This window comes from Cognatilysobacter bugurensis (assembly GCF_014652095.1).
Classification (GTDB): domain Bacteria; phylum Pseudomonadota; class Gammaproteobacteria; order Xanthomonadales; family Xanthomonadaceae; genus Cognatilysobacter; species Cognatilysobacter bugurensis.
The window spans coordinates 324769-345668 of record NZ_BMYD01000003.1; the positions used below are offsets into that span (position 1 = coordinate 324769).

At 69.5% G+C, this 20900-nt stretch carries 27 protein-coding genes; 18 read left to right on the forward strand and 9 right to left on the reverse strand.

What is annotated here, in order from left to right; genetic code table 11:
• Window positions 1-48: 48 nt before the first annotated feature.
• The 3 genes from IE075_RS10955 to IE075_RS10965 all read left to right on the forward strand — a co-directional run bounded on the left by IE075_RS10955 (window position 49) and on the right by IE075_RS10965 (window position 2200).
• Window positions 49-1182, forward strand: a complete 1134-nt coding sequence (locus tag IE075_RS10955) for a potassium channel family protein (RefSeq protein ID WP_189456448.1) — start codon at window positions 49-51, stop codon at window positions 1180-1182.
• Between the two features lie 10 nt (window positions 1183-1192).
• Window positions 1193-1573, forward strand: coding sequence for a DUF488 domain-containing protein (locus IE075_RS10960; protein ID WP_484484282.1), 381 nt, complete (start codon window positions 1193-1195; stop codon window positions 1571-1573).
• Between the two features lie 63 nt (window positions 1574-1636).
• Window positions 1637-2200 (forward strand): manganese efflux pump MntP, encoded by a 564-nt coding sequence (locus IE075_RS10965; protein WP_189456453.1) that lies wholly within the window; start codon window positions 1637-1639, stop codon window positions 2198-2200.
• A gap of 60 nt (window positions 2201-2260) precedes the next feature.
• On the opposite strand, the gene IE075_RS10970 is transcribed toward IE075_RS10965, so the two are convergent.
• Complete coding sequence (locus IE075_RS10970) at window positions 2261-3085, reverse strand: NAD-dependent epimerase/dehydratase family protein (protein ID WP_189456455.1); 825 nt, start codon at window positions 3083-3085, stop codon at window positions 2261-2263.
• A gap of 182 nt (window positions 3086-3267) precedes the next feature.
• Here IE075_RS10970 and IE075_RS10975 point away from each other — a divergent pair, with 182 nt between their 5' ends.
• The gene (locus IE075_RS10975; RefSeq protein WP_189456457.1) at window positions 3268-5745 is read left to right on the forward strand and encodes an ATP-binding response regulator; all 2478 of its coding nucleotides are present in this window, start codon (window positions 3268-3270) and stop codon (window positions 5743-5745) included.
• Window positions 5742-6125 carry a response regulator gene (locus tag IE075_RS10980; protein WP_189456458.1) on the forward strand — a complete coding sequence of 128 codons (384 nt, stop codon included), beginning with the start codon at window positions 5742-5744 and terminating at the stop codon, window positions 6123-6125. The genes IE075_RS10975 and IE075_RS10980 overlap by 4 nt, the downstream gene beginning before the upstream one ends.
• Before the next feature lie 45 nt (window positions 6126-6170).
• On the opposite strand, the gene IE075_RS10985 is transcribed toward IE075_RS10980, so the two are convergent.
• Together IE075_RS10985 and IE075_RS10990 are read right to left on the reverse strand one after the other, a co-directional pair.
• Window positions 6171-6578: an antitoxin Xre/MbcA/ParS toxin-binding domain-containing protein gene (locus tag IE075_RS10985; RefSeq protein ID WP_189456460.1), complete on the reverse strand. Its 408-nt coding sequence runs from the start codon at window positions 6576-6578 to the stop codon at window positions 6171-6173.
• Window positions 6579-6716: 138 nt separating this feature from the next.
• The gene (locus tag IE075_RS10990) at window positions 6717-7073 is read right to left on the reverse strand and encodes a hypothetical protein (RefSeq protein WP_189456462.1); all 357 of its coding nucleotides are present in this window, start codon (window positions 7071-7073) and stop codon (window positions 6717-6719) included.
• 146 nt (window positions 7074-7219) lie between these two features.
• Here IE075_RS10990 and IE075_RS10995 point away from each other — a divergent pair, with 146 nt between their 5' ends.
• Entirely contained in the window at window positions 7220-7801 is a 582-nt protein-coding gene (locus IE075_RS10995; RefSeq protein WP_189456464.1) for a DUF4334 domain-containing protein, read from the forward strand.
• A 65-nt stretch (window positions 7802-7866) separates the two neighbouring features.
• Window positions 7867-8121: a hypothetical protein gene (locus IE075_RS11000; RefSeq protein ID WP_189456465.1), complete on the forward strand. Its 255-nt coding sequence runs from the start codon at window positions 7867-7869 to the stop codon at window positions 8119-8121.
• Window positions 8122-8146: 25 nt separating this feature from the next.
• Here IE075_RS11000 and IE075_RS11005 read toward each other — a convergent pair whose 3' ends face one another.
• Entirely contained in the window at window positions 8147-8323 is a 177-nt protein-coding gene (locus IE075_RS11005; RefSeq protein ID WP_189456467.1) for a DUF3606 domain-containing protein, read from the reverse strand.
• 134 nt (window positions 8324-8457) lie between these two features.
• On the opposite strand from IE075_RS11005, the gene IE075_RS11010 reads away from it, so the two are divergent.
• A complete protein-coding gene (locus IE075_RS11010; protein WP_189456469.1) occupies window positions 8458-8982 on the forward strand; it encodes a hemerythrin domain-containing protein in 525 nt (174 codons plus the stop codon).
• 147 nt (window positions 8983-9129) lie between these two features.
• On the opposite strand, the gene IE075_RS11015 is transcribed toward IE075_RS11010, so the two are convergent.
• Window positions 9130-9771 (reverse strand): 2-hydroxychromene-2-carboxylate isomerase, encoded by a 642-nt coding sequence (locus IE075_RS11015; protein WP_189456471.1) that lies wholly within the window; start codon window positions 9769-9771, stop codon window positions 9130-9132.
• A 123-nt stretch (window positions 9772-9894) separates the two neighbouring features.
• Between IE075_RS11015 and IE075_RS11020 the strand changes: the two genes are divergently transcribed.
• Window positions 9895-10563: a hypothetical protein gene (locus IE075_RS11020; RefSeq protein ID WP_189456473.1), complete on the forward strand. Its 669-nt coding sequence runs from the start codon at window positions 9895-9897 to the stop codon at window positions 10561-10563.
• 142 nt (window positions 10564-10705) lie between these two features.
• On the opposite strand, the gene IE075_RS11025 is transcribed toward IE075_RS11020, so the two are convergent.
• Window positions 10706-11365: a hypothetical protein gene (locus tag IE075_RS11025; protein WP_189456475.1), complete on the reverse strand. Its 660-nt coding sequence runs from the start codon at window positions 11363-11365 to the stop codon at window positions 10706-10708.
• 169 nt (window positions 11366-11534) lie between these two features.
• Between IE075_RS11025 and IE075_RS11030 the strand changes: the two genes are divergently transcribed.
• The 6 genes from IE075_RS11030 (at window position 11535) to IE075_RS11055 (ending at window position 15908) form a co-directional block, all read left to right on the forward strand.
• Window positions 11535-12800 (forward strand): cation:proton antiporter, encoded by a 1266-nt coding sequence (locus IE075_RS11030; protein WP_189456477.1) that lies wholly within the window; start codon window positions 11535-11537, stop codon window positions 12798-12800.
• A 369-nt stretch (window positions 12801-13169) separates the two neighbouring features.
• Window positions 13170-13478: a hypothetical protein gene (locus tag IE075_RS11035; RefSeq protein WP_189456479.1), complete on the forward strand. Its 309-nt coding sequence runs from the start codon at window positions 13170-13172 to the stop codon at window positions 13476-13478.
• A gap of 109 nt (window positions 13479-13587) precedes the next feature.
• The gene (locus tag IE075_RS11040) at window positions 13588-14487 is read left to right on the forward strand and encodes an aldo/keto reductase (protein WP_189456481.1); all 900 of its coding nucleotides are present in this window, start codon (window positions 13588-13590) and stop codon (window positions 14485-14487) included.
• Between the two features lie 162 nt (window positions 14488-14649).
• Window positions 14650-14844, forward strand: a complete 195-nt coding sequence (locus tag IE075_RS11045; protein WP_189456483.1) for a CPXCG motif-containing cysteine-rich protein — start codon at window positions 14650-14652, stop codon at window positions 14842-14844.
• A 36-nt stretch (window positions 14845-14880) separates the two neighbouring features.
• Entirely contained in the window at window positions 14881-15642 is a 762-nt protein-coding gene (locus IE075_RS11050) for an HAD family hydrolase (RefSeq protein ID WP_189456485.1), read from the forward strand.
• Window positions 15643-15677: 35 nt separating this feature from the next.
• A complete protein-coding gene (locus IE075_RS11055; RefSeq protein WP_484484281.1) occupies window positions 15678-15908 on the forward strand; it encodes a DUF2798 domain-containing protein in 231 nt (76 codons plus the stop codon).
• Between the two features lie 37 nt (window positions 15909-15945).
• On the opposite strand, the gene IE075_RS11060 is transcribed toward IE075_RS11055, so the two are convergent.
• A complete protein-coding gene (locus tag IE075_RS11060; RefSeq protein WP_189456489.1) occupies window positions 15946-16164 on the reverse strand; it encodes a hypothetical protein in 219 nt (72 codons plus the stop codon).
• Window positions 16165-16883: 719 nt separating this feature from the next.
• A complete protein-coding gene (locus IE075_RS11065) occupies window positions 16884-17639 on the reverse strand; it encodes a hypothetical protein (RefSeq protein ID WP_189456689.1) in 756 nt (251 codons plus the stop codon).
• A gap of 290 nt (window positions 17640-17929) precedes the next feature.
• Between IE075_RS11065 and IE075_RS11070 the strand changes: the two genes are divergently transcribed.
• A complete protein-coding gene (locus IE075_RS11070; RefSeq protein WP_189456491.1) occupies window positions 17930-18529 on the forward strand; it encodes a M15 family metallopeptidase in 600 nt (199 codons plus the stop codon).
• Between the two features lie 153 nt (window positions 18530-18682).
• Window positions 18683-19258, forward strand: a complete 576-nt coding sequence (locus IE075_RS11075) for an EF-hand domain-containing protein (protein ID WP_189456493.1) — start codon at window positions 18683-18685, stop codon at window positions 19256-19258.
• Window positions 19259-19342: 84 nt separating this feature from the next.
• Here the strand turns inward: IE075_RS11075 and IE075_RS11080 are convergent, their stop codons facing one another.
• Window positions 19343-19843 carry a hypothetical protein gene (locus IE075_RS11080; RefSeq protein ID WP_189456495.1) on the reverse strand — a complete coding sequence of 167 codons (501 nt, stop codon included), beginning with the start codon at window positions 19841-19843 and terminating at the stop codon, window positions 19343-19345.
• Window positions 19844-20021: 178 nt separating this feature from the next.
• Between IE075_RS11080 and ku the strand changes: the two genes are divergently transcribed.
• The gene (gene ku / locus IE075_RS11085; protein WP_189456497.1) at window positions 20022-20900 is read left to right on the forward strand and encodes a non-homologous end joining protein Ku; all 879 of its coding nucleotides are present in this window, start codon (window positions 20022-20024) and stop codon (window positions 20898-20900) included.

Here is a 20900-nt window from a genome sequence, read left to right on the forward strand (position 1 = left end):
TCGCGTGACGGCACGCCGTCTGCGTTCAAGTGCCGGCCAACCCCGCATGTGTCCGACGCTGCCGTGGCGTTGACGCACGGTGCGGACAATGCGCCGATGGACCTGGCGCTGCGCATGGCGGGGGCGGCGCTCGTGGCGCTCGCACTCGCGGACGTCTTCTTCACCGTGCTCTATGCGCGTGCGGGCGCTGGCGTGCTGACGCCGCGCCTGAATCGGTGGACCTGGCGGGCTTTGATTCTCGTGTCGGGCCGCAGGGGCCATAGGCGCGACAAGCTCCTCGCGCTCGGCGGGCCGCTCATGCTCGTGCAGACCGCCTGCCTGTGGTTCACGCTGCTGGTGACCGGCACCGCCCTGCTGGTGTGGCCGTCGATGGGCGAGGGCGTGCAGGCGGGGCAGGGCGCCACGCCGACCGACTTCAATGCGGCGCTGTACTTTGCGGGCTATTCGCTCACCACACTCGGCACCGGCGACCTCGTGCCGCGCACTGATTTCACGCGCGCGGTCATGGTCGGCGCCGCGCTCGTGGGGTTTTCAGTGCTGACGCTGACGCTCACGTATTTCATGTCGGTGTACGGCGCGCTCGAGCGCCGCAATGCGCTCGCGCAGGGGCTGCATCATCTGTCGGGCGCAAGCGGCGATCCGCTCGAGCTGCTCGAACACCTCGCAGGCGACGGCCGCCTGCCCGATCGCGTCGGCGATCTCACCGCGATCGGTCTGGGCCTGCTCGACCTGCTCGAGTCGCACCATGCCTATCCGGTGCTGCATTACTTCCGCTGGCCCGACCGGCGTTATGCGCTCGCGCGCATCGCGCTGCTCGCGATCGAGCCGGTGACGTTGATGCGCAGCGGCGTGGCCGGAGAGCCGCTCTCGCGCGCCGCGCCGGTGGTCCTGATGTACAGCGGTGCCACCGATCTGCTCAAACAGACCGCGTCGGCGCTGCCGGGCGACGACCCCGATCGGGATGAGCCGGCGGACGAGGCCGAGGCACGTGTGCGTTTCGCCGCGGCGCTGTCGTGCCTGGCCCGCTTCGGCATTGCGCCCGATCGCGACCACGACGAGGTCCTGCGCCGCTATCGCGAGCTGTCCACCCCGTGGCGACGCCGCGCGCGGGCGTTCGCGAACGCGATGGGCCACGACTGGGACGAGATCGAGCCGTCGCGCACTGCGCACGAAGGCAGCTGACGCGGTGGTCGTGCGCGTCGTCCGCCTCGGGTCGCCGCGAATTCTCGGAGAGGGCGTGCGCATCGGCACGGTGCGTCGGCCGCCGCGCGGCGTGCGGCGCGAAGAATTTGCCGCGCGCGATTACTACGACACCTGGCTGCCGCTGCTCGCCCCCTCGCCGGATGCCGTGAAGCTCGGGCTGGCCGCGCGCACCCCGGCCGACTGGCGCGCGTTCGAAGCCCGTTACCGGCGGGAGATGGCGCGCGGCGATGCTGCCCATGCGCTGACGACCCTCGCCGCGCTGTCGCACACCGGCGACTTTTCGGTGGGCTGCTACTGCGAAGACGAGACCCGCTGTCACCGCCGGGTGCTGCGCGAGCTGCTGCGCGAGCGCGGCGCACGGCTGGCCTGAGTCGCGACAGGGCAGCCGCGCGGCCAGTACCCTGTGCGTCGCTTCACTGCCGTCGGGCCGCGCTTGAGCTGGTACTCGCTCCTTTTCATCGGACTGGCGATGTCGGCCGACGCGTTCGCCGCCGCCGTCGGCAAGGGCGCCGCGATGACGCGACCGCGCTTGATCGATGCCCTGCGCATCGGACTGGTCTTCGGCGTCATCGAGGCGATCACGCCGCTGCTCGGCGGCTGGCTCGGGCAGGTCGCGCAGGGGCATGTCGAGGCCTGGGACCACTGGATCGCGCTAGTGCTGTTGACCGGGCTGGGCGTGCACATGATTCGCGCGGGCCTCGCACCCGTGGACGAGACCGCTGCGCCGGCGTCGCCGGCTTGGTGGCGTGTGCCGCTGACGGGCCTGGCCACCAGCATCGATGCGTTCGCAGTCGGCGTGGGGCTTGCGTTCGTGGATGTGCCGATTGGCGTCGCCGCCGCGGTGATCGGCGCCTGCACCTTCGTGATGGTGACTTTCGGCGTGCTCGTCGGGCGCGCTCTGGGCGTGCTCGCGGGCAAGCGCGCGGAAGTGCTCGGCGGTCTGATCCTCATCCTCGTGGGCATCGGCATCGCGGTCGAGCATGTGCGCGCCGGATGACCGGAGACGCAGCGCTGCACGGTCGGCGTGCATGCGAACTGCTGACTCCGCGGGGTTGCATCAACTCCGGTCGGTGAGCAGCGCCGCGTAGCCGCTGCGCCAGTCCGGGTGCTGCGGCGTCCAGCCGATGCCGCGCAGGCGCGCATTCATCACACGCCGGCCGGTTTCGGCGCCCTCGAGCGCCGGCACCGGCGGCAGCCCCTCGCGGTCGCGCAGCCACCCCAGCACGTCGCGCTCCAGCGCGGGCATGTCGTCGGTGCCGCAGTACACGGGCTCGGATGCGTGTTCATCGAGCAGCGTGTCGAGCGCAGCCGCCGCGTCGTCGATGTGGATGCGGTTGGTCCAGTGCGCCCGTCCGGGTACGCCGTCGCGCGCGCGGCGCAGCAGCATCGTCCGGCCCGGGCCGTAGAGCCCGCTGAGGCGCAGCGCGCGGCCGCCGGCGGCGTGCACGCGGGCTTCGGCCTCCAGCAGCACGCGGCCATTGAACGCCGCCGGCTGCGGCATCGTGCGCTCGTCGACCCGTTCGCCCGCGTCCTGGCCGTACACCGAGGTCGATGAGACGAACACGATGCGCGGCGCCTGCACCGCATCGAGCACGCGCGAGAGGCCGTCGACGAACAGGGCGCGATAGGCCGCTTCGTCGCGGCGGTCCGGCGCCGCGCAGAACACGAGTGCGTCGACACGGCGCGGCAGCGCGGCCATCCCGTTACCGGACACAACGTCGGCGCCGAGCGCGTGCACGAGCGGGCCCAGTCCGTCCGCGAGCTGCGCACGCCGGCGCACCGCCAGAACCGTGTCGCCGCGCACCGCGCGGCGCTGCGTCAGACGCAGGCCGAGATCGCCGGCGCCGACGACGAGGACAGTGGCGGGTAAGGGCAGCGGCATGGGTTCGGGCCGGCGCAGGAGCGGGTGGGTGAGTGTGGCAGAGCGAAGCGGTGACGCCCGCAAGCCCTGAATACAGCTGACGGCCCGGCACGTGCCGCCGGGAACTGCACACCGCACTCGCGTTCATCTCGATTACGCTCGGACGATGCCGTGTCAGCGGCTGTTCAACGCAGGAGACACCCATGCCCAACTGGTGGCAGGACATGCTCGAAAAGAGCTTGTATTTCATGCCGCACGGGCACTGCTATTTGTGGATTCCGTGGCTGCTGTGGCTGCACGTGGGCTCGGACCTGCTGATCGGCACCGCGTACGTGAGCATCTCGCTGATCCTGTGGCTGCTGGTGCGACGCATTCGCCTCCCGTTCAGTCCGGTGTTCATCGCGTTCGGGCTGTTCATTGCCCTGTGCGGTGCCACGCATTACATGGCGATCTGGAACGTCTGGAACGCGGACTATGTCGCCTCGGGCCTGCTCAAGGCGGCCACCGCCGCGGCATCCGTAGCGACTGCAATCGGGCTGTTCTACGTGCGCCCGCAGATCGAGGCCGTCGTGCACGCGGCGCGGCTGTCGGAGGAACGCCGAGTCCGACTGGAGAGCACCAATGCCGAGCTCGAGGCGATGGTCGCGAAGGTGCGCGAGCTCGACGAGCTCAAGAATCAGTTCTTCGCGAACGTGAGCCATGAGCTGCGCACACCGCTGATGCTGATCCTCGGCCCCGCCGAGCAGCTGCTGACGCGCAGCGCGCTCGGCGAGGCGGAGCGCCGCAGCATCGCCGACATCCGCGCGAACGGGCAGGTGCTGCTCAAGCACGTCAACGACCTGCTTGACCTGGCGAAGATCGACTTCGGCCAAGGCCATCTCGACGCGCACGATATCGAACTTGCCGGCTGGTTCCGTCGCATCTGCGCGCATTTTGGCTCGCTTGCGCAGCAGCGCGGCATCGAGTTCACGGTCGACGTCCCCGACCGTCTCGACACGCGCATCGACCCCGACAAGCTCGAGCGCGTGCTCGTAAACCTGCTCTCGAATGCGTTCAAGTTCACGCCTGACGGGGGCATCGTGCGTGCGCGCCTGACACGCGACGGCGACACGCTGCACATGGCCGTCGACGACAGCGGTCCCGGCGTGCCGGCCTCGCAGCGTGAGGTGATCTTCGAGCGCTTCCGCCAGGCAGAAGGCGGCACGACGCGCCGGCACGGCGGGACCGGGCTCGGGCTCAACATCGCGCGCGAGTTCATCCATCTGCACGGCGGCCACATCCACGTCACCGATGCGCCCGACGGCGGCGCGCGCTTTGCCGCGAGCTGGCCGCGCATCGCGCCCGAGGCCGAGGCCGGCGCCGCGTCGGCCCACGTCCGCGACGAAACGATGGCCCCCGCGCTCGCGGGCACGCTACAGGCGCTCTCGGCCGACGCGGCCATTGGCTCCCACGCGGCGCTGCCGTCGGCGCCGGGCCGGCCTGAGGTGCTGCTCGTCGAGGACAACGCCGAGCTGCGCGCCTTCATCGCCGGCGTGCTGACCGAGCACTACAACGTCGCGCTCGCGGTCGATGGGCACGACGGCCTCGAGCGCGCGCGCGCGCTGCGACCGGACCTCGTGATCACCGACGTGATGATGCCGCGCATGGGCGGCGACGAGCTCGTGCGTGCGCTGCGCGAGGAGTCGGTGTTCGACGCGACGCCGATCCTGCTGCTCAGCGCGCGCGCCGACGATGCATTGCGCGTCGAACTGCTCAGCACCGGCGCGCAGGATTACCTGACCAAGCCGTTCCTGCCGCAGGAGCTGCTCGCGCGGACCGGCAACCTCATTGCCGCCAAGCGCGCGGTCGACATCCTCCGCGACAGTGTGCAGAGCCTGTCGACCGACCTCGGCGATCTCTCGCACGAAGTCGCGGCGAAGACGCACGCGCTCCGGGCCGCGCTGTCGGCTGCCGATGCCGCGCGTGTGCAGGCCGAGCGTGCGAACGAGATCAAGGGCGCGTTCCTCGCGCTTGTCTCGCACGAGCTGCGCGCCCCGCTCTCCACGCTGCATCTCAACGCGCAGTTGCTGGCGCGGCAGCCGGTGGAATCGCTGCCAGTGCCGATCCGCGACGCGATCAGCCGCCAGCTGCGGGGCTCGCAGCGCCTCACCACGCTTGTCGACGGGCTGCTCGAGTACACGCGCGTGGAAAGTGGCGCGATGGAGATCCGCTGCACGCGGGTCGACCTCGCCGCGCTCGCCCGCGACGCGATCGAGGCGCAGAGTGAAACCGTGCCGCCGGGCGTTGAGCTGGTGCTCGAGCCTCCGGGCCCGCTGCGCGCACTCGACAGCGACCCCAGGCTGCTCGGCGTCGTGCTGTCGAACCTGCTCACGAACGCGCTGAAGTTCACGCAGGCGGGCACCGTCACCCTCGCTGTTTCCAGCGCCGACCATACCCATACGGTTGAAGTGCGCGACACCGGCATCGGCATCGACGCCGCCGACCTGGAGCGCATCTTCGAGCCGTTCGAGCAGCTCGAGCCGATCAAACGCAAGTCTGTGCCCGGCGTGGGCCTCGGCCTCGCGTTGGTCAGACAGATCGTGCACGCAATGCACGGCACGATCGAAGTCGAATCCAGGCCGGGCGCCGGTACCATGTTCCGCGTGACGCTGCCGAGCCGGCCGCCCGAGGTGATCGAATGAGCGGACGCACACTGCTGGTGATCGAAGACGACGCGGACATTCGTGACACGATCCGCGCCGTGTTCGAGCTCGACGGTTATGCCGTCGAGACTGCCGCGAACGGCGCCGAGGGGCTCGAGAAGATCGCGGTGATGGGTCGGCCATGCGTAATCCTGCTCGACCTGATGATGCCGGTCATGGACGGCTGGGGATTCCTGGAGCGACTGCGCGCGCACGCCGACCCAGATATCGCATCGGCATCGGTAACGGTGGTGTCGGGCGTGGCGGACCATGAGGAAGCTGCGACATTGCGCAGCCGCTTCGGCTGCGGCATGGTCCACAAGCCCGCCGACATCGCCGGGCTCATGCGCATCGTGCACGATCGCTGCGGCCCGGGCTGAGCCTCGCCACACAAACGTCTCCGAGCAGGCCTTACCCGGCCGGCACTACCAGGCGAAATCCTTGGCGTGCGACTCGATGTGCGCGAGCACGCGCTGAAGGCCGACCGCCGTGTGGATCAGGTCGCCCGGGCGGCCGTCGAGCTCGGGGTGCCAGGTCGACAGCCACTCCTGCACCCGGTGCTGGGCCCCGAACACGTCGCCGAGCGCGCGATTGAGGCGCACGAGCCGCAGCGCGTGCGCGCCCATGTCGGAATCCGGGCGCACTTCCTGCTCGTGATGCAGCACGCGCTGCACGGTGTCGCGATCGGTCGCGAGCACGCGCTGGAGGTCCTCGGGCGCAAATTTCAGGTTGCGCACCGCCCGCAGGGTGTCGAGCGTGAGCGCACCCGACGAGAAGCGCGCGTCGCCGCTTTGCACGTCGTGGAGCTGGAAGGAGGGGGTGAGCGAACCCATGGGCCAGAGCGTGAAGAAGCGCGGATGAGCGCACCGTGCACGCACCCCCGTAAAGCCTGAACCATCAACCACCGTGGCTGCAAATCGTCAGCCGCGTTGTCGGGCGTTCGGCAGACTCACCGTCGCGTGAGTGGTGGCTCAGTCGGCGAGGTAGGGATCGTCGCCGCGTCGCTGCACCTGCGCCGGGCTCAGCAGGTCGAAGCGGTGCTGCCGGGCTGCCTGGTGGCGGGGGTCCACGATGAGCTGCGCGACGCCGTCGGCGAACTGCACGTACACCCCGTCCGAGGCGCCGGCGGCCGCCTGTAAGGCGCGATGGAACGCGCGGTCGAGGGTCGGGTCCACGTAGGCCGCCGCGAGCACGCGGGCTGCGTGCACGTGGCCTGCGACCCTCGCGTCGTACGCGTCGGCCCCGATTGGAGTCGGGTCGAGCCGCGCAATCGCCTGCGCGTGCTCGATGACCGATTCGGCGGTTTCGATGGTGGGGTTCTCATTCATGGGCGCGACTATTCCACGCACGCGCCGTGATGCGCACGTCGACACCGGCTGGCCTGCACCGTCCGGCTGCTCATGCTGCGTTGCCTGCGGGCAATGCGGTCGCACTCAGGCTGCGGCCGCCCTTGTGCTGCCCGCGCCGATTGCCGATGCTCCCGCAGGTGCAAGCGTCCGAGCCCCGTCCACCGTCCGAAGCCCGCGCATGGCTTGAAACCGCGCGCCGAACCGGCACGACGAGCGCCGACGCGCAGGCGCGGTTCGGCACGTTGGCGCCGGTGGCTCCGGCCGAGTTGCACGGGCGCTGGCACGGCATTCCGCTGCACTGTCGGCATCCGCTCGACGGCCTGCTCGAGCGCTTCGGTTGGCGTGGCAAGGCCATCGCAGGCGGGCGAGCGCACGCGTTGCTGTTTGCCGACGGCCGCGGCGGGGAAGTCGCGCTCGACGTGCGCCGGCTCCCCGTCGGACTCGCCGTGCGCCTGCGCGCACACCGTTGGCCGGGCGCGCGCGTTGCGTTCGCGCTCGTGCGCGCGAGCCTTGTCACGCACTGGCCGAACGCGCGCGTCCGCTCGGCCGAGCATCGCGGGCGCGTGACCGCCGTGCTCGACTACGAGGACTTGCCGATTCGCGACGTGTTTGCCCGCATCGACGAGACGACCGTCCTCGGCCTCATGCATGCGCCCTGGTTCGACGCGCCCTACGCCTTCGCCCTCGAGCGCGCGCCGCATCCATGACGACACCGCAGCATGCGGATGTGTAGGCTCGCTCCGCGGCCGTCCGGCCGATCGGGAGCATGCACATGGACAAGAATGATGAAGTGGTCAACACCGTCGCCCAGGTCGTGGGCCAGGCGATGGGTGAAATGTCGGTCGGTATCGCGATGGCGGTGCTCGCGCTGACCGATGCGGTCGCCAAGCAACCGGGCATCGACAGGCGCCAGCTGTTGACCGACGTACTCGGCGGCCTGCCCGAAGGCGAGGGCGTCGCGCACAACGCGCTGACGGTGATGCGCGAGTCGATTGCGCACGCCCTGCGTGAAAGCGAAAAGAGCTGAGCCACTGGCGACAGCGGCTCTGCTGTCAGTGACCGCGCTGGCTCAAGTGCATCCGCACGTCCTGCGCGGTTTCGCCAACGGCGCTGACCGCCTCGCGGAGTTCGTCGCGGGTGCAGTCGAACTCCTTGCACCAGTACGCGGCTTCTTCGTCGCTGTGCGTGTTCACGCGTTCGGGATCGGCAGGAATGCGGCGGTCGCTCATCGAGGGCGCTCATCGGGACGAAGCCGCATTGCACGCGCCAGCGGGTGAACATGCCGCATGCAATGGCCGCGTTTACGTTCACGACCGCGCGACCTCGGGCGCGCTCGAATGGCTTTGCCTACTGGAGACGAGCCATGCGAGACATCCTAGCCACTCTCAAGCGCGAACATGACCAGCTTCGCGACCTGCACCGCCAGCTCAGCGCCACGCCCGATGAGCAGGACGAACTGCGCAAAGACCTGCTCAACCGCATCGAAGCGGTGTTGATCCCACACGCGAAATGGGAAGAGCTGAAGTTCTATCCCGCGTTCAACGACCGCGCGAACCACGAGCAGCAGTTGCTGTTCGCGAAGGCGATGCAAGAACACCGCGTGGTGGAAAAAGCGGTGCTGCCCGACCTGCATGCGGCCGACATCGAAGGTCGCCAGTTCGCGGGGTCGGCCGCGGTGCTCGAGGAGCTCATCGTCCACCACGCCAAGGAAGAAGAGACGCAGATGTTCACGGCGGCGCGCAAGATGTTCAGCCCGCAGGAGCTTGCTGAAATGGACGAGCAGTACGCGGACTGGAAAGACTCCGCGCTTGCCGGCGCGCTCGAGATGCACGCGCAGGTCAAGACTGCGGCGAAGGCGATGCTGCGTTCGCCAAGCTCGCCCGGCTGATCGATCCGCCAACGCCGAGCCTGTGCGGCGCGTGCCATTCCGCACGCGCTGCATGCGGCTCCAAATTTGGATGCGCGCGTTTGAGTGTGAGTGCACACGTTTGAGCGGACGAGGCCGGCTAGCCGGCCTCGATGCATTTCGGTGCGACTACATCTCGCGCCGTGCTGCAATCGGCAGCGCGTCGAGCCGCTGCATTGCCTCTGATGCGAAGTACGCGGGGTCCGCCAGTCGTTGCTCGAACATCGCCGTGGCATCGACGCCCCAGTAAAGCTCGGGCCCGCGTTCGTCGTCGATCGCGAGCGTCGGAACACCGAACACGCCCTGCACGATCGCGCGCTCCGTGTTCGCACGCAGCGCTGCCTTCGCGTGCGGATCGATCAGCGCTGCGTCGAGATCTTCAATGCCAAGCCCCGCTGCCACCGGTGCAAGCGACGCGGCATCGTCGGCGCGGCTCCCGTGCCGCCACACATGGTCGAACAGTGCGTCGATCGCATCCTCTGACGCATCGGCATGCAGGCACAGCCGCAGGGCCGGCAGCGGATTGAATGGATGAGCGTCTGGAAACACGAGCGGCACGCCGGCACGGTCGGCCTGCCATTGCACGTGCCGGTACGTGAAGCGGCGCTTGGCCGCGATCTCCGCCGGCCCGCGCTGGCCGTGGTGCGCGAGCAGCGCGCCCAGCAGCACCGGGCGCAGCGCGATCGGGTGCTGGCGCCGGAGCGCACGCACGCGCGGCCATTGCAGGTACGCGAACGGCGAGAGGAAGTCGAAATACCAGTCGAGCGTCATGGGGCCTCCGTCATGTCCATGCAGAGCCTGTCACGCCCATCGCGCCGATGCGACGCCGCGCCTGCAACGCTTCTCCGCGATGTGACGCGGCCGGAGCACGCGCGGCACTCGACAGGAGTCGAAATGGCGAATGATCGAAATCCGAGCAGCGCTTCAAGCGATGGCGCGGCGGAGCAGGGCCGGCGCGGCGCGGGCGCGTTCGCCTGCCTGGCCGCGGCGCTTGCACTGGGCGCTTGCGTCGAGCGCGAAGACGGCGGGTTCGACAACGAGGCGGACGAGGCCGCGCAGGCGGCACTGACCGTGCCGGACGAGCCTGGGCTTCGCACCGCGCCGGCCGTGGCGCCGCGACCCGACGCCGCCGGCGTTGCGCCGCCGGTCCGCGACGAAACCGCGCCGGCCGGTCAGTGGTTCCTGCAGCCCGGCCCGGTGGCCGCGTGGGGCGTGCCGCACAGCGAGACGGTGCTGTCGCTGGCCTGCGACGGTGCGCGTGGCGAGGTGGTGGTCGAGCGCGATGCGGTCGGTGTGGCCGCCGACGTCGGCGTGATCACGCTCGACGCCGACGGGTTGCGCCGCGGACTGCCGGCCGTGCGCAGTGTCACTGCGCTCGGACCGCGCCTGGTCGCACGCATTCCCGCGCGTGATCCGCTGGTTGGGCGGTTGCGCACTGCCACGCGCCTGCGCGTGCAGGCCGGCGGCGAGACCCTCGCGACGACGGCGCCTGGCCCTGCACTCGGGCGGGTGCTCGACGCGTGCCGCGAGGCGATCGTGCCCGCGGCGCAGCCGGCCGGTTAATTCGTAGAAACCACGCTCGGACGCGACGTCACTTGAGTACGCGCCCGTGTCCGCAGCGGCGTCATAGCCGCTCCAATCGCACGCACCGAAGCAGGCTTGGGCGCCCGCTCAACCGGGCGCCGTGGCGTTCGCTGCGACGCGGTCAGTCCTTGCCGCCCTTTCCGTTGCCGTGGCCGTTGCCATGACCCTTGCCCTTATCGCCCTTGCCGCCTTTATCGCCCTTGTCGTGGCCCCGGCCGGCATGCGCGGGCTTGCCGTGGTCGCGGTCCGATCCGCGGTCGTGGGACTTCGGCCCGCGGTCGGAGCCGCGATGATCGCGCGACCAGTCGACCCGCGTGTTGCGGTCCAGCGTGACCGGGTGACCCCATCGATCGTAGGTCGCGACCGTGCCGCGCTTGAGCGCATGGAACGCCGGCGAGCCGGGCTTGATGCCCATGCGCTTGGCGAGCGCGCCCCAGCCCTGGCCGGGGTCGCGGTCGTACTCGCGGACGATCTCGACGCAGGGCCGGCGCAGCGCATGCGCGATCGCACACGCGAAGTAGACGTCGGCCGGCGCCCAGCCGCGCCGGTCGAGCAGTTCGACGATCAGCGGGCGGGGCGCGCCGTAGTGGCCGGCCAACTCATCGACGAACGGGTCGCGGTAGCGCCGGCCGTAATCGTTGATCTCCCCGAGCCGGGTGTCGACCCAGACGTCACCGGTGCGCAGGTTGTAGCCGATCGTCTGCGCGGCAGCGGGCACTGCGGTGGCGCCGAGCGCGGCGGCGAGGGCAAGGGCGATCCAGCGGGGGCGGGCAAGGGGCATCGGGCGTCTCCGGTCGAAATGCAGACCGATTGTTACGGCAGTGCTTGCACGGCCGGTAGCCGCGCCCGGCATTGCGGCCGGACGCCGTTCAGCTGGAGCCGGCTCAGTGACGTCGTCCCGCCGTCTTCGCGTCCGATAGTCGACCCTTCGCGCACGTGACGGAGGGCGCATGGACCCGTACAAGTTCGTACTGCTGCTGACCGGCATCGCGCTGCTCGGCGCCGCCTGGTTGCCCCACCTGCTCAAGCGCAGCGCGTTGAGCTTTCCGGTGATCTATGTGTTGCTGGGTGCGGCGCTCTACGTGCCCGACCTGCCGCTGCCAAGCCCTGACCCGATGCAGTACGGCGTCATTGTCGAGCGTGTAACCGAACTCGTCGTGCTGGTCGCGTTGCTCGGCGCCGGCATCCGCATCGACACGCGCTTTGCCTGGCGCAAATGGCATCTCACGTGGCGTCTGCTCGGCATCGCGATGCCGATTACCATCGTGGGCGCGGTGTGGCTCGGGCACGAGGTGCTCGGTTACAGCATGGCCGCTGCGGCGCTGCTCGGCGCGGTGCTGGCCCCGACCGACCCGGTGCTCGCGAGCGATCTACAGGTCGATGCGCCCGGCGAAGGCGGCGAGGACGCGGTGCGCTTCGGCCTCACGAGCGAAGCCGGGCTCAACGATGGGCTCGCATTCCCGTTCGTGTGGCTGGCCGTCGGGCTCGCGATAGCCGCAAACGACGGCACCGCAATGGACTGGCAGCATTGGTGGACGATCGACGTGGCGTGGCGCCTGCTTGGCGCGCTGGGCGTCGGCTGGGCCGTGGGCTACGGGCTCATGCACCTGCTGTTCCGCGTGGAGCGCGACGATGCGCTGAGCCGCACGAGCGACGGCCTCACCGCGCTCGCGATCATCCTCATCGTCTACGGCATCGCCGAGCTCGTGCACGTGTACGGGTTTCTCGCGGTGTTCGTGGCCGCGGTCGTGATCCGCCAGTTCGAGAGCGAGCACAAGTACCACCAGACGCTCAACCTGTTTGCCGAGCAGTGCGAACGGTTGCTCATGGCGCTGCTGCTGATCGCGTTCGGCGGCGCGCTCGCGATCGGCATCCTCGGCACCGTGACCTGGCGCGAAGTGCTCGTCGCGCTCGCGATCGTGCTCGTGGTGCGGCCGATCGGCGGCTGGCTGTGCCTGCTCGGCGCGAAACTCGAGCACCGTGAGCGCTGGGCGATCGCGGTGTTCGGCGTGCGCGGCATCGGCTCGTTCTACTACCTCGCGTTTGCGCTCAACCACGCCGAGTTCGAGGAGCGCGAATCGCTGTGGGCCGTGGTCTCGCTCGTCGTGCTGATTTCGATCCTGCTGCACGGCATGACCGCCAAACCGATCATGCGCCAGCTCGATGCGTGGCGACTGCGGCGCGAGCGCAGGAAGCGGCCGACCGCTCCAGGCTGACGCCGCAGTGCACGATGCGCGGCGCCGGATCGCGCCGTATGCTCGCCCGAGGTCAACGGGAGAGCGCCTGCATGACGTGTTGGATGAGCTGTCCGCCCACCGCTGCGGCCACAGCCGCTGGCCGCGTCTTCGTTGGCGCACGCGTGGCTCACCACGCGCACAGGCTTGCCGTTGGGCTGGTCCGCGCCGCCCGCCACAGGCGCGCCGCCTGGCGGCGGTTGACGACGGCACCGGCTGATCGCCGGCTCCGCGGCTGCGTCGCGTAATGCCCGCGCCCAGCCGCTCCCTGCAACGCCCGATGCGCACAGCGCAATGCCCGATTGGCGAGTGCTCGCTTCGCATCGCGAACGCATCCTCCGGAGGCCTCCCATGATTGCCGTCGAACCGCCCGCCCCAGTTGCCTCGCGCCGCCGGGCGCGCCTGCCGATCGCTCTGGGCGCGATGATCGCCTCGCTGGTCGGGGCCCTGCTATTTCCGTTCATGGCGTATGCGCACCGTTCGCCGCTGTGGCCGGTGCTCGGTGTCGCGGTGGTCGCGCTCGCGGGTGCGCTGGGCGGCGGGCTTTACCACGCGTTGCAGCACATCCCGCTGCAGCGCACCGCACGCGGCCTGGGCGTCATCGTGTACGTGGCGGTGACCGCCGCGGCGTTCATCGCGGTGCTGGACAGCCCGGGCTGATATCGCCGGGCACGTCCCCATCTGCAACACCCGCACCGATGCAAACGTATTCGACCGCGTCCTGCAGTGGCGCGCCCTACAGTGGCCGCCCCTGCCCGGACCTTGCACGATGTCGTTCGATACCGCTCGTTTCGAGAACCCCGCCGGCCTGTCGCCGATCGTGGCCGGCTGCTGGCGCATGGCCGACTGGGGCCTTGATGCCGCCGAGCGCGTGCGCTGGATCGAGGGCGCGCTCGCACTCGGCGTGAGTGCGTTCGACCACGCCGATCTCTACGGCGATTACCGCGTCGAAGCGCTGTTCGGCGACGCGCTGGCCGCGGCGCCCGGCCTGCGCGACCGGCTGCAGCTCGTGACCAAGTGCGGCATCAGGCTCGTCTCCGCGCAGCGCCCGGCGCATCGCGTGAAGTCGTACGACACCTCGCGCGCGCACGTGACCGCATCGGTCGAGGAATCGCTGCGTTCGCTGCGCACCGACCGCATCGATCTGCTCCTGATCCATCGCCCCGATGCGCTCATGAACCCGGCCGATCTTGCGCGCACGTTCGAAGACCTCAAGGCGGCCGGTAAGGTGTTGCAGGTGGGCGTGTCGAACCACTCCCCCTCCCAGCTCGCGCTGCTGCAGCGTTTCCATCCGCTCGCCGCGCACCAGATCGAATTCTCACCGCTGCAGCCGTGTGCGCTCGACGACGGCACGCTCGATCAATGCCTCGCGCTCGGGATCCGGCCGATGGCGTGGTCGCCGCTCGGAGGCGGGCGGTTGTTTGCGCAAGACGACGCCGCGGCCGCACGCGTGCGCAAGGTGCTCACCGAACTCGCGGCGCGCCATGGTGCGTCGCCCACCACGCTCGCGTACGCGTGGATCCTGCGCCATCCGGCCGCGCCGCTGCCGATCACCGGCAGCGGGCGCATCGAGCGCCTGCGCGACGCCGTCGATGCTTTATCGCTGGAACTGCCGGCCGAGGACTGGTACGCCGTGCTCGAAGCCGCGCGCGGCGTGCCGGTGCCATGACGGTTCACGCCTCGACGACGACGCTGCGCGCGCGCTGACTGGCGACACACGTCACCACGACTGGCGGCATCTGCCTCCGTATCATCGGGTGCGGGGCGCGCCCCGTGCCTGCTGCGGCGGGCCACCGACTCCTGCCAACCGCCGAACCTGAGGAGGTGCACGATGCTGGTGAGCGAATTCGAACAGGTCAAATGCCCGTACTGCGGCGAGACCACCACGTTGTCGATCGAGGCCTGCGCGGAAGACCAGCGCTATGTCGAGGACTGTTCGGTGTGCTGCCGACCGATGACGGTCGACGTGCACGTCGACGAAGACGGCGTCCCGCTGGTGACCGTCGAGTCTGAAGACCACGCCTGATCGCGGGCCGCTGCGCGCGGCCGGCATACTGTCGTGATGCACATCCGCGACACCGGCCGCGACGCGCGCGGCATCCGCCTGGTCGGCTTCGACGCCGACGACACGCTCTGGCGCAGCCAGGATTACTTCGATGCCGCGCAGCTCGAGTTCGAGCGCATCGTCGGCGCGTACGTCGACCTGGCCGACGCGCGTGCGCACGACCGGCTGTACGCGATTGAGGGCCGCAACATCGCGGTGTTCGGGTACGGCGTGAAAGGCATGGCGCTGTCGATGATCGAGGCCGCGGTCGAGATCACCGATGCACGCATTAGCGCGCGCGACGTGCACCGCATCGTCGAGCTCGGCAAGGAGCTGCTGCGGCATCCGGTCGAGCTGCTGCCGGGCATTCGCGACGCGGTCGAGGAGATCGGGCGCGAGTTCGAGCTCGTGCTCATCACCAAGGGCGATCTGTTCCACCAGGAAGCGAAGGTGCGGCAGAGCGGGTTTTCCGACTGCTTCCGCCGCATCGAGATCGTCAGCGAGAAGGACACCGCGACTTACGCGCGCTTGTTCGAGGAGTTCGGTCTCGCCGCGGCGCAGTTCTGCATGGTCGGCAATTCGTTGCGCTCGGACATCGCGCCGGTGCTCGCGCTCGGCGGCTGGGGCGTGCACATGCCGTATCACACGACGTGGGTGCACGAAACCGCCGCGGCGCTGCCGGATGAGCTGCTGCCGCGCATGCGCACGGTGGACGGCGCGCCTGCGCTGCCCGATGCGGTGCGCGCGCTTGCCGCCGCCTGCCGCAGCGAGACGCGGTGAGCGAGCCGCTGGCAGGCGCTGGGCATGAGCAGACTGTGGCCGCGCGTGCCGCTCGCTGGCAGCCCGCGTGCTTGGCCACCTTCATGTCCGCGTTCGTCGCTGCAGTCGTGACTGCGCTCAATACGGGCGTCGACGCGCAGTTGCCGGCGCGCTGGCTGCGCGCCTGGGCGGTGGCGTGGCCCGCGGCGGTCACGGCGGCCTATGCGTGCCGGCCGCTCGCGGCGCGCTGCGCCCGCGGGCTTGCACGCATCGCAACGCGCGGCTGATCGGCTCGGCATCGCAGCCGAGCGGGCGTCCGCCCGGTCAGTTGTCCAGGCCGGGCACCGTCGGGCCGTCGCCGATGTCGAGCGCGTGCCGCCCGGCCGGCGTGAGCTGCATGCCGTCGCCGTCGTCCTGCAGCATGCCTTTCGCCTGCAGCGCATCGCGTTGTCCGGCGTCGACCGCCCGAGGCTCGCGGGCGGCGCGGCGCAGGGCCTCGAGCTCGTCGACGTTCGGGGGCGAGGGCTGGTCGCTCGTGGTCATGGCGCGTGATCGAGGCGGGTGACCAGTGTTGCGGCGCTGGGGTCGGCCCGGCGTGAGCGCAATCGGTGGATTCGCCTTGCCGGTCGACGCGCGGGTGTTCGGCGCACGCAGACGTGCCGCGGTCGGACGCACAAGGCATCGCGGCACCGGGCTGCGTCGACGAACGACTGCGAGGGATTTTGGATCCGGGCTGCGTGCATCACGCGCCGGTGGCGGAACGGGCGATGCCGTCCGGGAATTGCGGGTCAGGCGGCGCGGGGCGTCGCGCCCGACCGTGGCCTCACTGCAGGCCGGGTGCGACGGCCCAGATCACGCCGCTCACCAGGGCGAGCGCGAGCATGGCGCGCTCGGCGAGTTCGATGCGGTCGGGGCGTGCGGCCTTTCGGGTGCTCATGGTCGGGGCTGGACGGCTTGGATGACGGGGCCAGTGAACCGCGCAGCCGCCGCCCCGGTCCGCGACCCCGGTCACACGTGCCCCCGCAGCGCGCCGCGGCGTGCCCGTACTGCCGATCGCGTCACATTGGTGACGTGCAGCGTCACGTGAATCCCGGGCCTGCGTCCGACGGCCGCCTTGTATGAACAGGCGAATGCGCGCTGGATGCGCACGTTCGCCACCTTGCGGCTGGGCTTTGCACCGGCGCACCCTCTCGTCGGGGCCGCCGACAGGCAAAAAAAGACCGGCGCGTGGCCGGTCTCTTTCTGTCGCGTTGTAGATGCGATCAGCGGCCGTCGCGGTCCGCGTCGCCCGGGATCACGCGCTCGACGTTGTGCCATGCGTCCTTGACGGCGTACTTCGCGCGGTCCCAGCTCAGCTTCGAGCCGCCGCTGTGGCGGTCCCAGTCGCGGCTGAGGTCGTTCTCGAGCGAGTCGTCCCACTGGCGATCGCCGTAATGGCTCTTCGCATACAAGCCATAGCGGTACGCCGGACGGTAGTCGTCGAAGCTCGCGCCTTCGTTCGCGTTGTAGTAATCGGCGTTGTGGAAGCCGCTTTCGAAGTGGCGGTCGCCCTGCTCATAGGTGCGATACGTGCGGTCGCTGCGGTCCCAGGAGTCGCGCACGGCGTGCTTCGCGTTGTCCCAGTCCAGTCGCGACTCGCCGCGGTTCTTGGTCCAGCCTTCGCGCAGGTCGCCTTCGAGCGAATCATCCCAGTCGCGGTTGCCGAGCTGCGTGCGTGCATTCGCACCCCAGGCGTAGGCCGGGCTGTAGTCGTTGTCGTAGTCGTAGTCGCGGTTGTAGTACGGACGCGTGGTTGCGTTCTCGCGCCAGTACTCGTTCTCAGCCGTCGGGTCCATGCGTTCGGCGACGCCCTTGCCGGCGAGGCCGCCGGCCACGGCGCCGACGCCGCCACCGACGAGCATGCCGATGGGCCCGAAGATCGCGCCAGCGAGCGCGCCTGCGGTGGCACCGCCGGCCGCGCCGACGCCGGTGCCGACCGGGTGCGCGCCCGGGGCGCCGGAAATAGGATCTCGATTCATGTCGCGGGTTTCATTGGCCACGGCGTGTCTCCTTTCAGTATGGCGATAGGGGTAAACCGGAGCAGGGCACGCCCTGCGGCGGGAATTCCACGCTACAGCCGTGATCGTTATTGGCCCCGCACGGCGGCGTGAGCGCGCAGCTAACAGTCGGCTAACGGTTTCGACGCAGACGCGAAACATGCATGCACTGCGGTGGCGATCGCGCAATTGCAAATACTCGGCGCGGTGCACGTCGCGGTCACGTCGCCGAGCGAAGGCTGCATCGACCCATCGCAAAACCCACGCCGGCCATGAGCGATCGCCTCTCGCACGCCGATGTGCTCTTCACCCAACGCCTGCTGCGGCTGCAGGGGCTGTACGACGGTGCGCTCGACGGCATTTGGGGCGCACGCACCCAAGCGGCCTCGCAGGAGTTCGACCGCCGTGCGCATGCATTGCGCGAGCGGTTCGGCACATTCGACACGCGCAGCGAGCGCCACGTGCTCGGTCTTACGTTGGAGGCGCAGTCGCAGGCCCGGCAGTTTTTGCAGCGCGTGCAGCCGCTGCCGATGCAGGTGCGCGTGATCTCCGGCACGCGCCGCTACGCCGAGCAGGACGCGTTGTTCCGGCAAGGCCGCTTTGGCAACGCGGGACCTCGCGTCACGAACGCGCGCGGTGGCCGCAGTCGGCACAACTTTGGTATCGCGTGGGACGTCGGGGTGTTCACCGACACGGGTTATTCGCGCCGCTGGGACGACTACGCCGAGGTCGCACACGTGGGCCTGGCAGAAGGCCTTGTCTGGGGCGGTCATTGGAGGCGCTTTCCCGATCCGCCGCACTACGAGCTCGACCTCGGGCTCGACCTCATCACGCTGCGCACGCGCTTCGAAGACGGAAAGGCGCCGGCATGAATTCAACGCTATCGGCTGCAACCGCGCGCCGCGCGAGAATAACGAAGCAATAAACGCTCGACCATTTCGTGCGCTCGAGTCCGCCGGTCACTCTGCATACACCGCGTGCGCGCACCATGCGACGTGCCGATCCGAGACCCGAGGAGGTGTCCGATGAGCATTCCATACCCGTACGCGTTGTCGCTTGCGATCGCCGCCGCGCTTGCCGCGCCGATCGCACTTGCCCAATCCGGCGACACCACGCAGACCCGCCGTGCTGGCACGCCGGTGCAGACCACGCAGACCGATGCCGTGCTGCGCGAGTCGATGATCACGACGAACGCGCCGGTGCGCGAGCAGCTCGACGAGGCGACGCCGCCGCCGGCCGCGCAGGTCGAAGAAGAGGAAGAAGCAATGCGACGCGACCCGCGCCGCGCGCTGCGCATCAAGCCGCGCCCGGCACGCGCGCCGGCCGAAGCTCAGCGCGAAGCGTGGAGCGAGCTCGACGCCGACGGTGATGGGCGAGTTACGCGCACCGAAGCGGAGGTCAACGCCGACTTCAAGAGCCGCTTCGAGCTGTTGGACGCGGATCACGACGGCGCGGTCACCGATAGCGAATACCGAGCCTCCGGTCGCGTCGACGCGACTCGCGGCCGCGACGATGCGATACGTCACGATCCCACTCTCAACAAGGGCGTTGGCGACAACAGCCGCGATCCGGCCCGCGAGCGCACGGATCGCGACGATTGAGATTGGCCGCAGGATGAAAACGAAAAAGGCGCCGATGGGCGCCTTTTTCATGTCTCGTACGGCGTGAGCCTCGCGAAGGTCAGGTCACCGCACGAAGGCGGTCGTCTCCTCCCACGGAAGACGACGTGCGCCCGCTTCGACGAGCCTGGGCTCCAGTTCCGCAAGCACGTCCTTCGTCCCATCGACCACGACGAGGATGCGGCTGGCCTTGATCTCATCGTCGAAGTCGCGCCGGATCGGGTCGGGCAGCGCGCCTCCGACGATCGACGAGGTCCAGCCGCCAAGCGCCGCGCCGCCTGCCGCGACCGCCGCCGCCCCGGCGAGCGTGACGCCGATCGGCGTGGCCACCACCGCGACCAAGCCCGCCAGCAGCCCGGCGGTCGTGCCCGCCCCCATGCCCCGCAGGACCGCGGGCATGAAGTCGCTGTCGGCTGACTTGAGCTCGTCGGGGATCGCATCGAGCTCGATGTCCGAACGCGCCACCAACGACAGATCTTCGGTCGTCGCCCCGTTCGCGAACGCGATCTCCACGACGCGGGCGGCGGTGGTCACGTCGGGCGTGCTGAATACATGGCGGGTCTTCATCGGCGGAATCCAATAGTCAGGCGCGTCGCGGCGCAGGGCCGCAGCGTCGCGCCGGCCGGGTACAAAACACGTGACGGCACGCGGGCGCGACCGCACCGTTCACCTGCTGCGGACGAGCCGCACGCGATCGTGGCCGCGTCGAAATTTCAGTGCGCCGCAGGCACACGAGGACGTCGCAATGGCTCGCCCGATCTGGTCCGGTTCCCTGTCGTTCGGGCTGCTCAACATCCCGATCCGGCTCATGGCCGGCGAGCGTCGCACGGACATCCACTTCCGCATGCTCGACTCGCGCACGAAGGATCCCGTGCGCTACGAGCGCGTCAACGCCGAGACCGGCGAGGAAGTGCCGTGGAAGGAGATCGTCAAGGCGTACGAGTATTCGAAAGGCCATTACGTCGTGCTCGACAAGGCCGACATCGAGCGCGCCGCGGCCGAGAACAACGAGACGATCGCGCTCGATGCATTCGTCGAGCGCGACTGCATCCCTGCTGCATACCTCGACAAGCCCTACGTGCTCGCGCCCGGCAAGAAGGCGGAGAAGGGCTACGTGCTGCTGCGTGAAGTGCTGCGCAACTCCGGCCGCGTCGGCATCGGGCGCGTCGTGATTCGCACCCGCGAGTACCTCGCGATGGTCACGGTCGAGTCCGACGCGCTGATGCTGATCCTGCTGCGTTTCCCGCAGGAGATCGTGGATCCGGCCGAGTACAACGTGCCAACCGGCGATGCGTCGGAGTTCGGCGTGAGTGCGAAGGAACTCAAGATGGCGCAGCAGTTGCTGGAGACCATGTCGGACGAATGGGAGCCCTCGCAATACAAGGACGAGTTCCGCGAGCGCCTGCAGGCGGTGATCAAGCAGCGCATTGCCGAAAAGGACGGCACGACCAAGATCGAGGAGACGGCCGACGACGAGGCCGAGCCCGCGACGAACGTCGTGGACTTCATGGCGCTGCTGCAGCAGAGCCTCAAGGGCAAGGACGCGGGCAAGGCGCCGGCGCCTGCGAAGGCCGCGCGCAAGAGCGCGAAGAAAACCACGCGCAAGTCGAGCAAGCGGGCCTAA

Excerpts from the sequence above, each read along its gene's own strand:
- IE075_RS10970 (WP_189456455.1), bottom strand. The coding sequence starts at position 3,085 with ATGCCGCTGCCCTTACCCGCCACTGTCCTCGTCGTCGGCGCCGGCGAT.
- IE075_RS10975 (WP_189456457.1), top strand. The coding sequence starts at position 3,268 with ATGCCCAACTGGTGGCAGGACATGCTCGAAAAGAGCTTGTATTTCATG.
- IE075_RS10980 (WP_189456458.1), top strand. The coding sequence starts at position 5,742 with ATGAGCGGACGCACACTGCTGGTGATCGAAGACGACGCGGACATTCGT.
- IE075_RS10985 (WP_189456460.1), bottom strand. The coding sequence starts at position 6,578 with ATGGGTTCGCTCACCCCCTCCTTCCAGCTCCACGACGTGCAAAGCGGC.
- IE075_RS10990 (WP_189456462.1), bottom strand. The coding sequence starts at position 7,073 with ATGAATGAGAACCCCACCATCGAAACCGCCGAATCGGTCATCGAGCAC.
- IE075_RS10995 (WP_189456464.1), top strand. The coding sequence starts at position 7,220 with ATGCTCCCGCAGGTGCAAGCGTCCGAGCCCCGTCCACCGTCCGAAGCC.
- IE075_RS11000 (WP_189456465.1), top strand. The coding sequence starts at position 7,867 with ATGGACAAGAATGATGAAGTGGTCAACACCGTCGCCCAGGTCGTGGGC.
- IE075_RS11005 (WP_189456467.1), bottom strand. The coding sequence starts at position 8,323 with ATGAGCGACCGCCGCATTCCTGCCGATCCCGAACGCGTGAACACGCAC.
- IE075_RS11010 (WP_189456469.1), top strand. The coding sequence starts at position 8,458 with ATGCGAGACATCCTAGCCACTCTCAAGCGCGAACATGACCAGCTTCGC.
- IE075_RS11015 (WP_189456471.1), bottom strand. The coding sequence starts at position 9,771 with ATGACGCTCGACTGGTATTTCGACTTCCTCTCGCCGTTCGCGTACCTG.
- IE075_RS11020 (WP_189456473.1), top strand. The coding sequence starts at position 9,895 with ATGGCGAATGATCGAAATCCGAGCAGCGCTTCAAGCGATGGCGCGGCG.
- IE075_RS11025 (WP_189456475.1), bottom strand. The coding sequence starts at position 11,365 with ATGCCCCTTGCCCGCCCCCGCTGGATCGCCCTTGCCCTCGCCGCCGCG.
- IE075_RS11030 (WP_189456477.1), top strand. The coding sequence starts at position 11,535 with ATGGACCCGTACAAGTTCGTACTGCTGCTGACCGGCATCGCGCTGCTC.
- IE075_RS11035 (WP_189456479.1), top strand. The coding sequence starts at position 13,170 with ATGATTGCCGTCGAACCGCCCGCCCCAGTTGCCTCGCGCCGCCGGGCG.
- IE075_RS11040 (WP_189456481.1), top strand. The coding sequence starts at position 13,588 with ATGTCGTTCGATACCGCTCGTTTCGAGAACCCCGCCGGCCTGTCGCCG.
- IE075_RS11045 (WP_189456483.1), top strand. The coding sequence starts at position 14,650 with ATGCTGGTGAGCGAATTCGAACAGGTCAAATGCCCGTACTGCGGCGAG.
- IE075_RS11050 (WP_189456485.1), top strand. The coding sequence starts at position 14,881 with ATGCACATCCGCGACACCGGCCGCGACGCGCGCGGCATCCGCCTGGTC.
- IE075_RS11060 (WP_189456489.1), bottom strand. The coding sequence starts at position 16,164 with ATGACCACGAGCGACCAGCCCTCGCCCCCGAACGTCGACGAGCTCGAG.
- IE075_RS11065 (WP_189456689.1), bottom strand. The coding sequence starts at position 17,639 with ATGAATCGAGATCCTATTTCCGGCGCCCCGGGCGCGCACCCGGTCGGC.
- IE075_RS11070 (WP_189456491.1), top strand. The coding sequence starts at position 17,930 with ATGAGCGATCGCCTCTCGCACGCCGATGTGCTCTTCACCCAACGCCTG.
- IE075_RS11075 (WP_189456493.1), top strand. The coding sequence starts at position 18,683 with ATGAGCATTCCATACCCGTACGCGTTGTCGCTTGCGATCGCCGCCGCG.
- IE075_RS11080 (WP_189456495.1), bottom strand. The coding sequence starts at position 19,843 with ATGAAGACCCGCCATGTATTCAGCACGCCCGACGTGACCACCGCCGCC.
- ku (WP_189456497.1), top strand. The coding sequence starts at position 20,022 with ATGGCTCGCCCGATCTGGTCCGGTTCCCTGTCGTTCGGGCTGCTCAAC.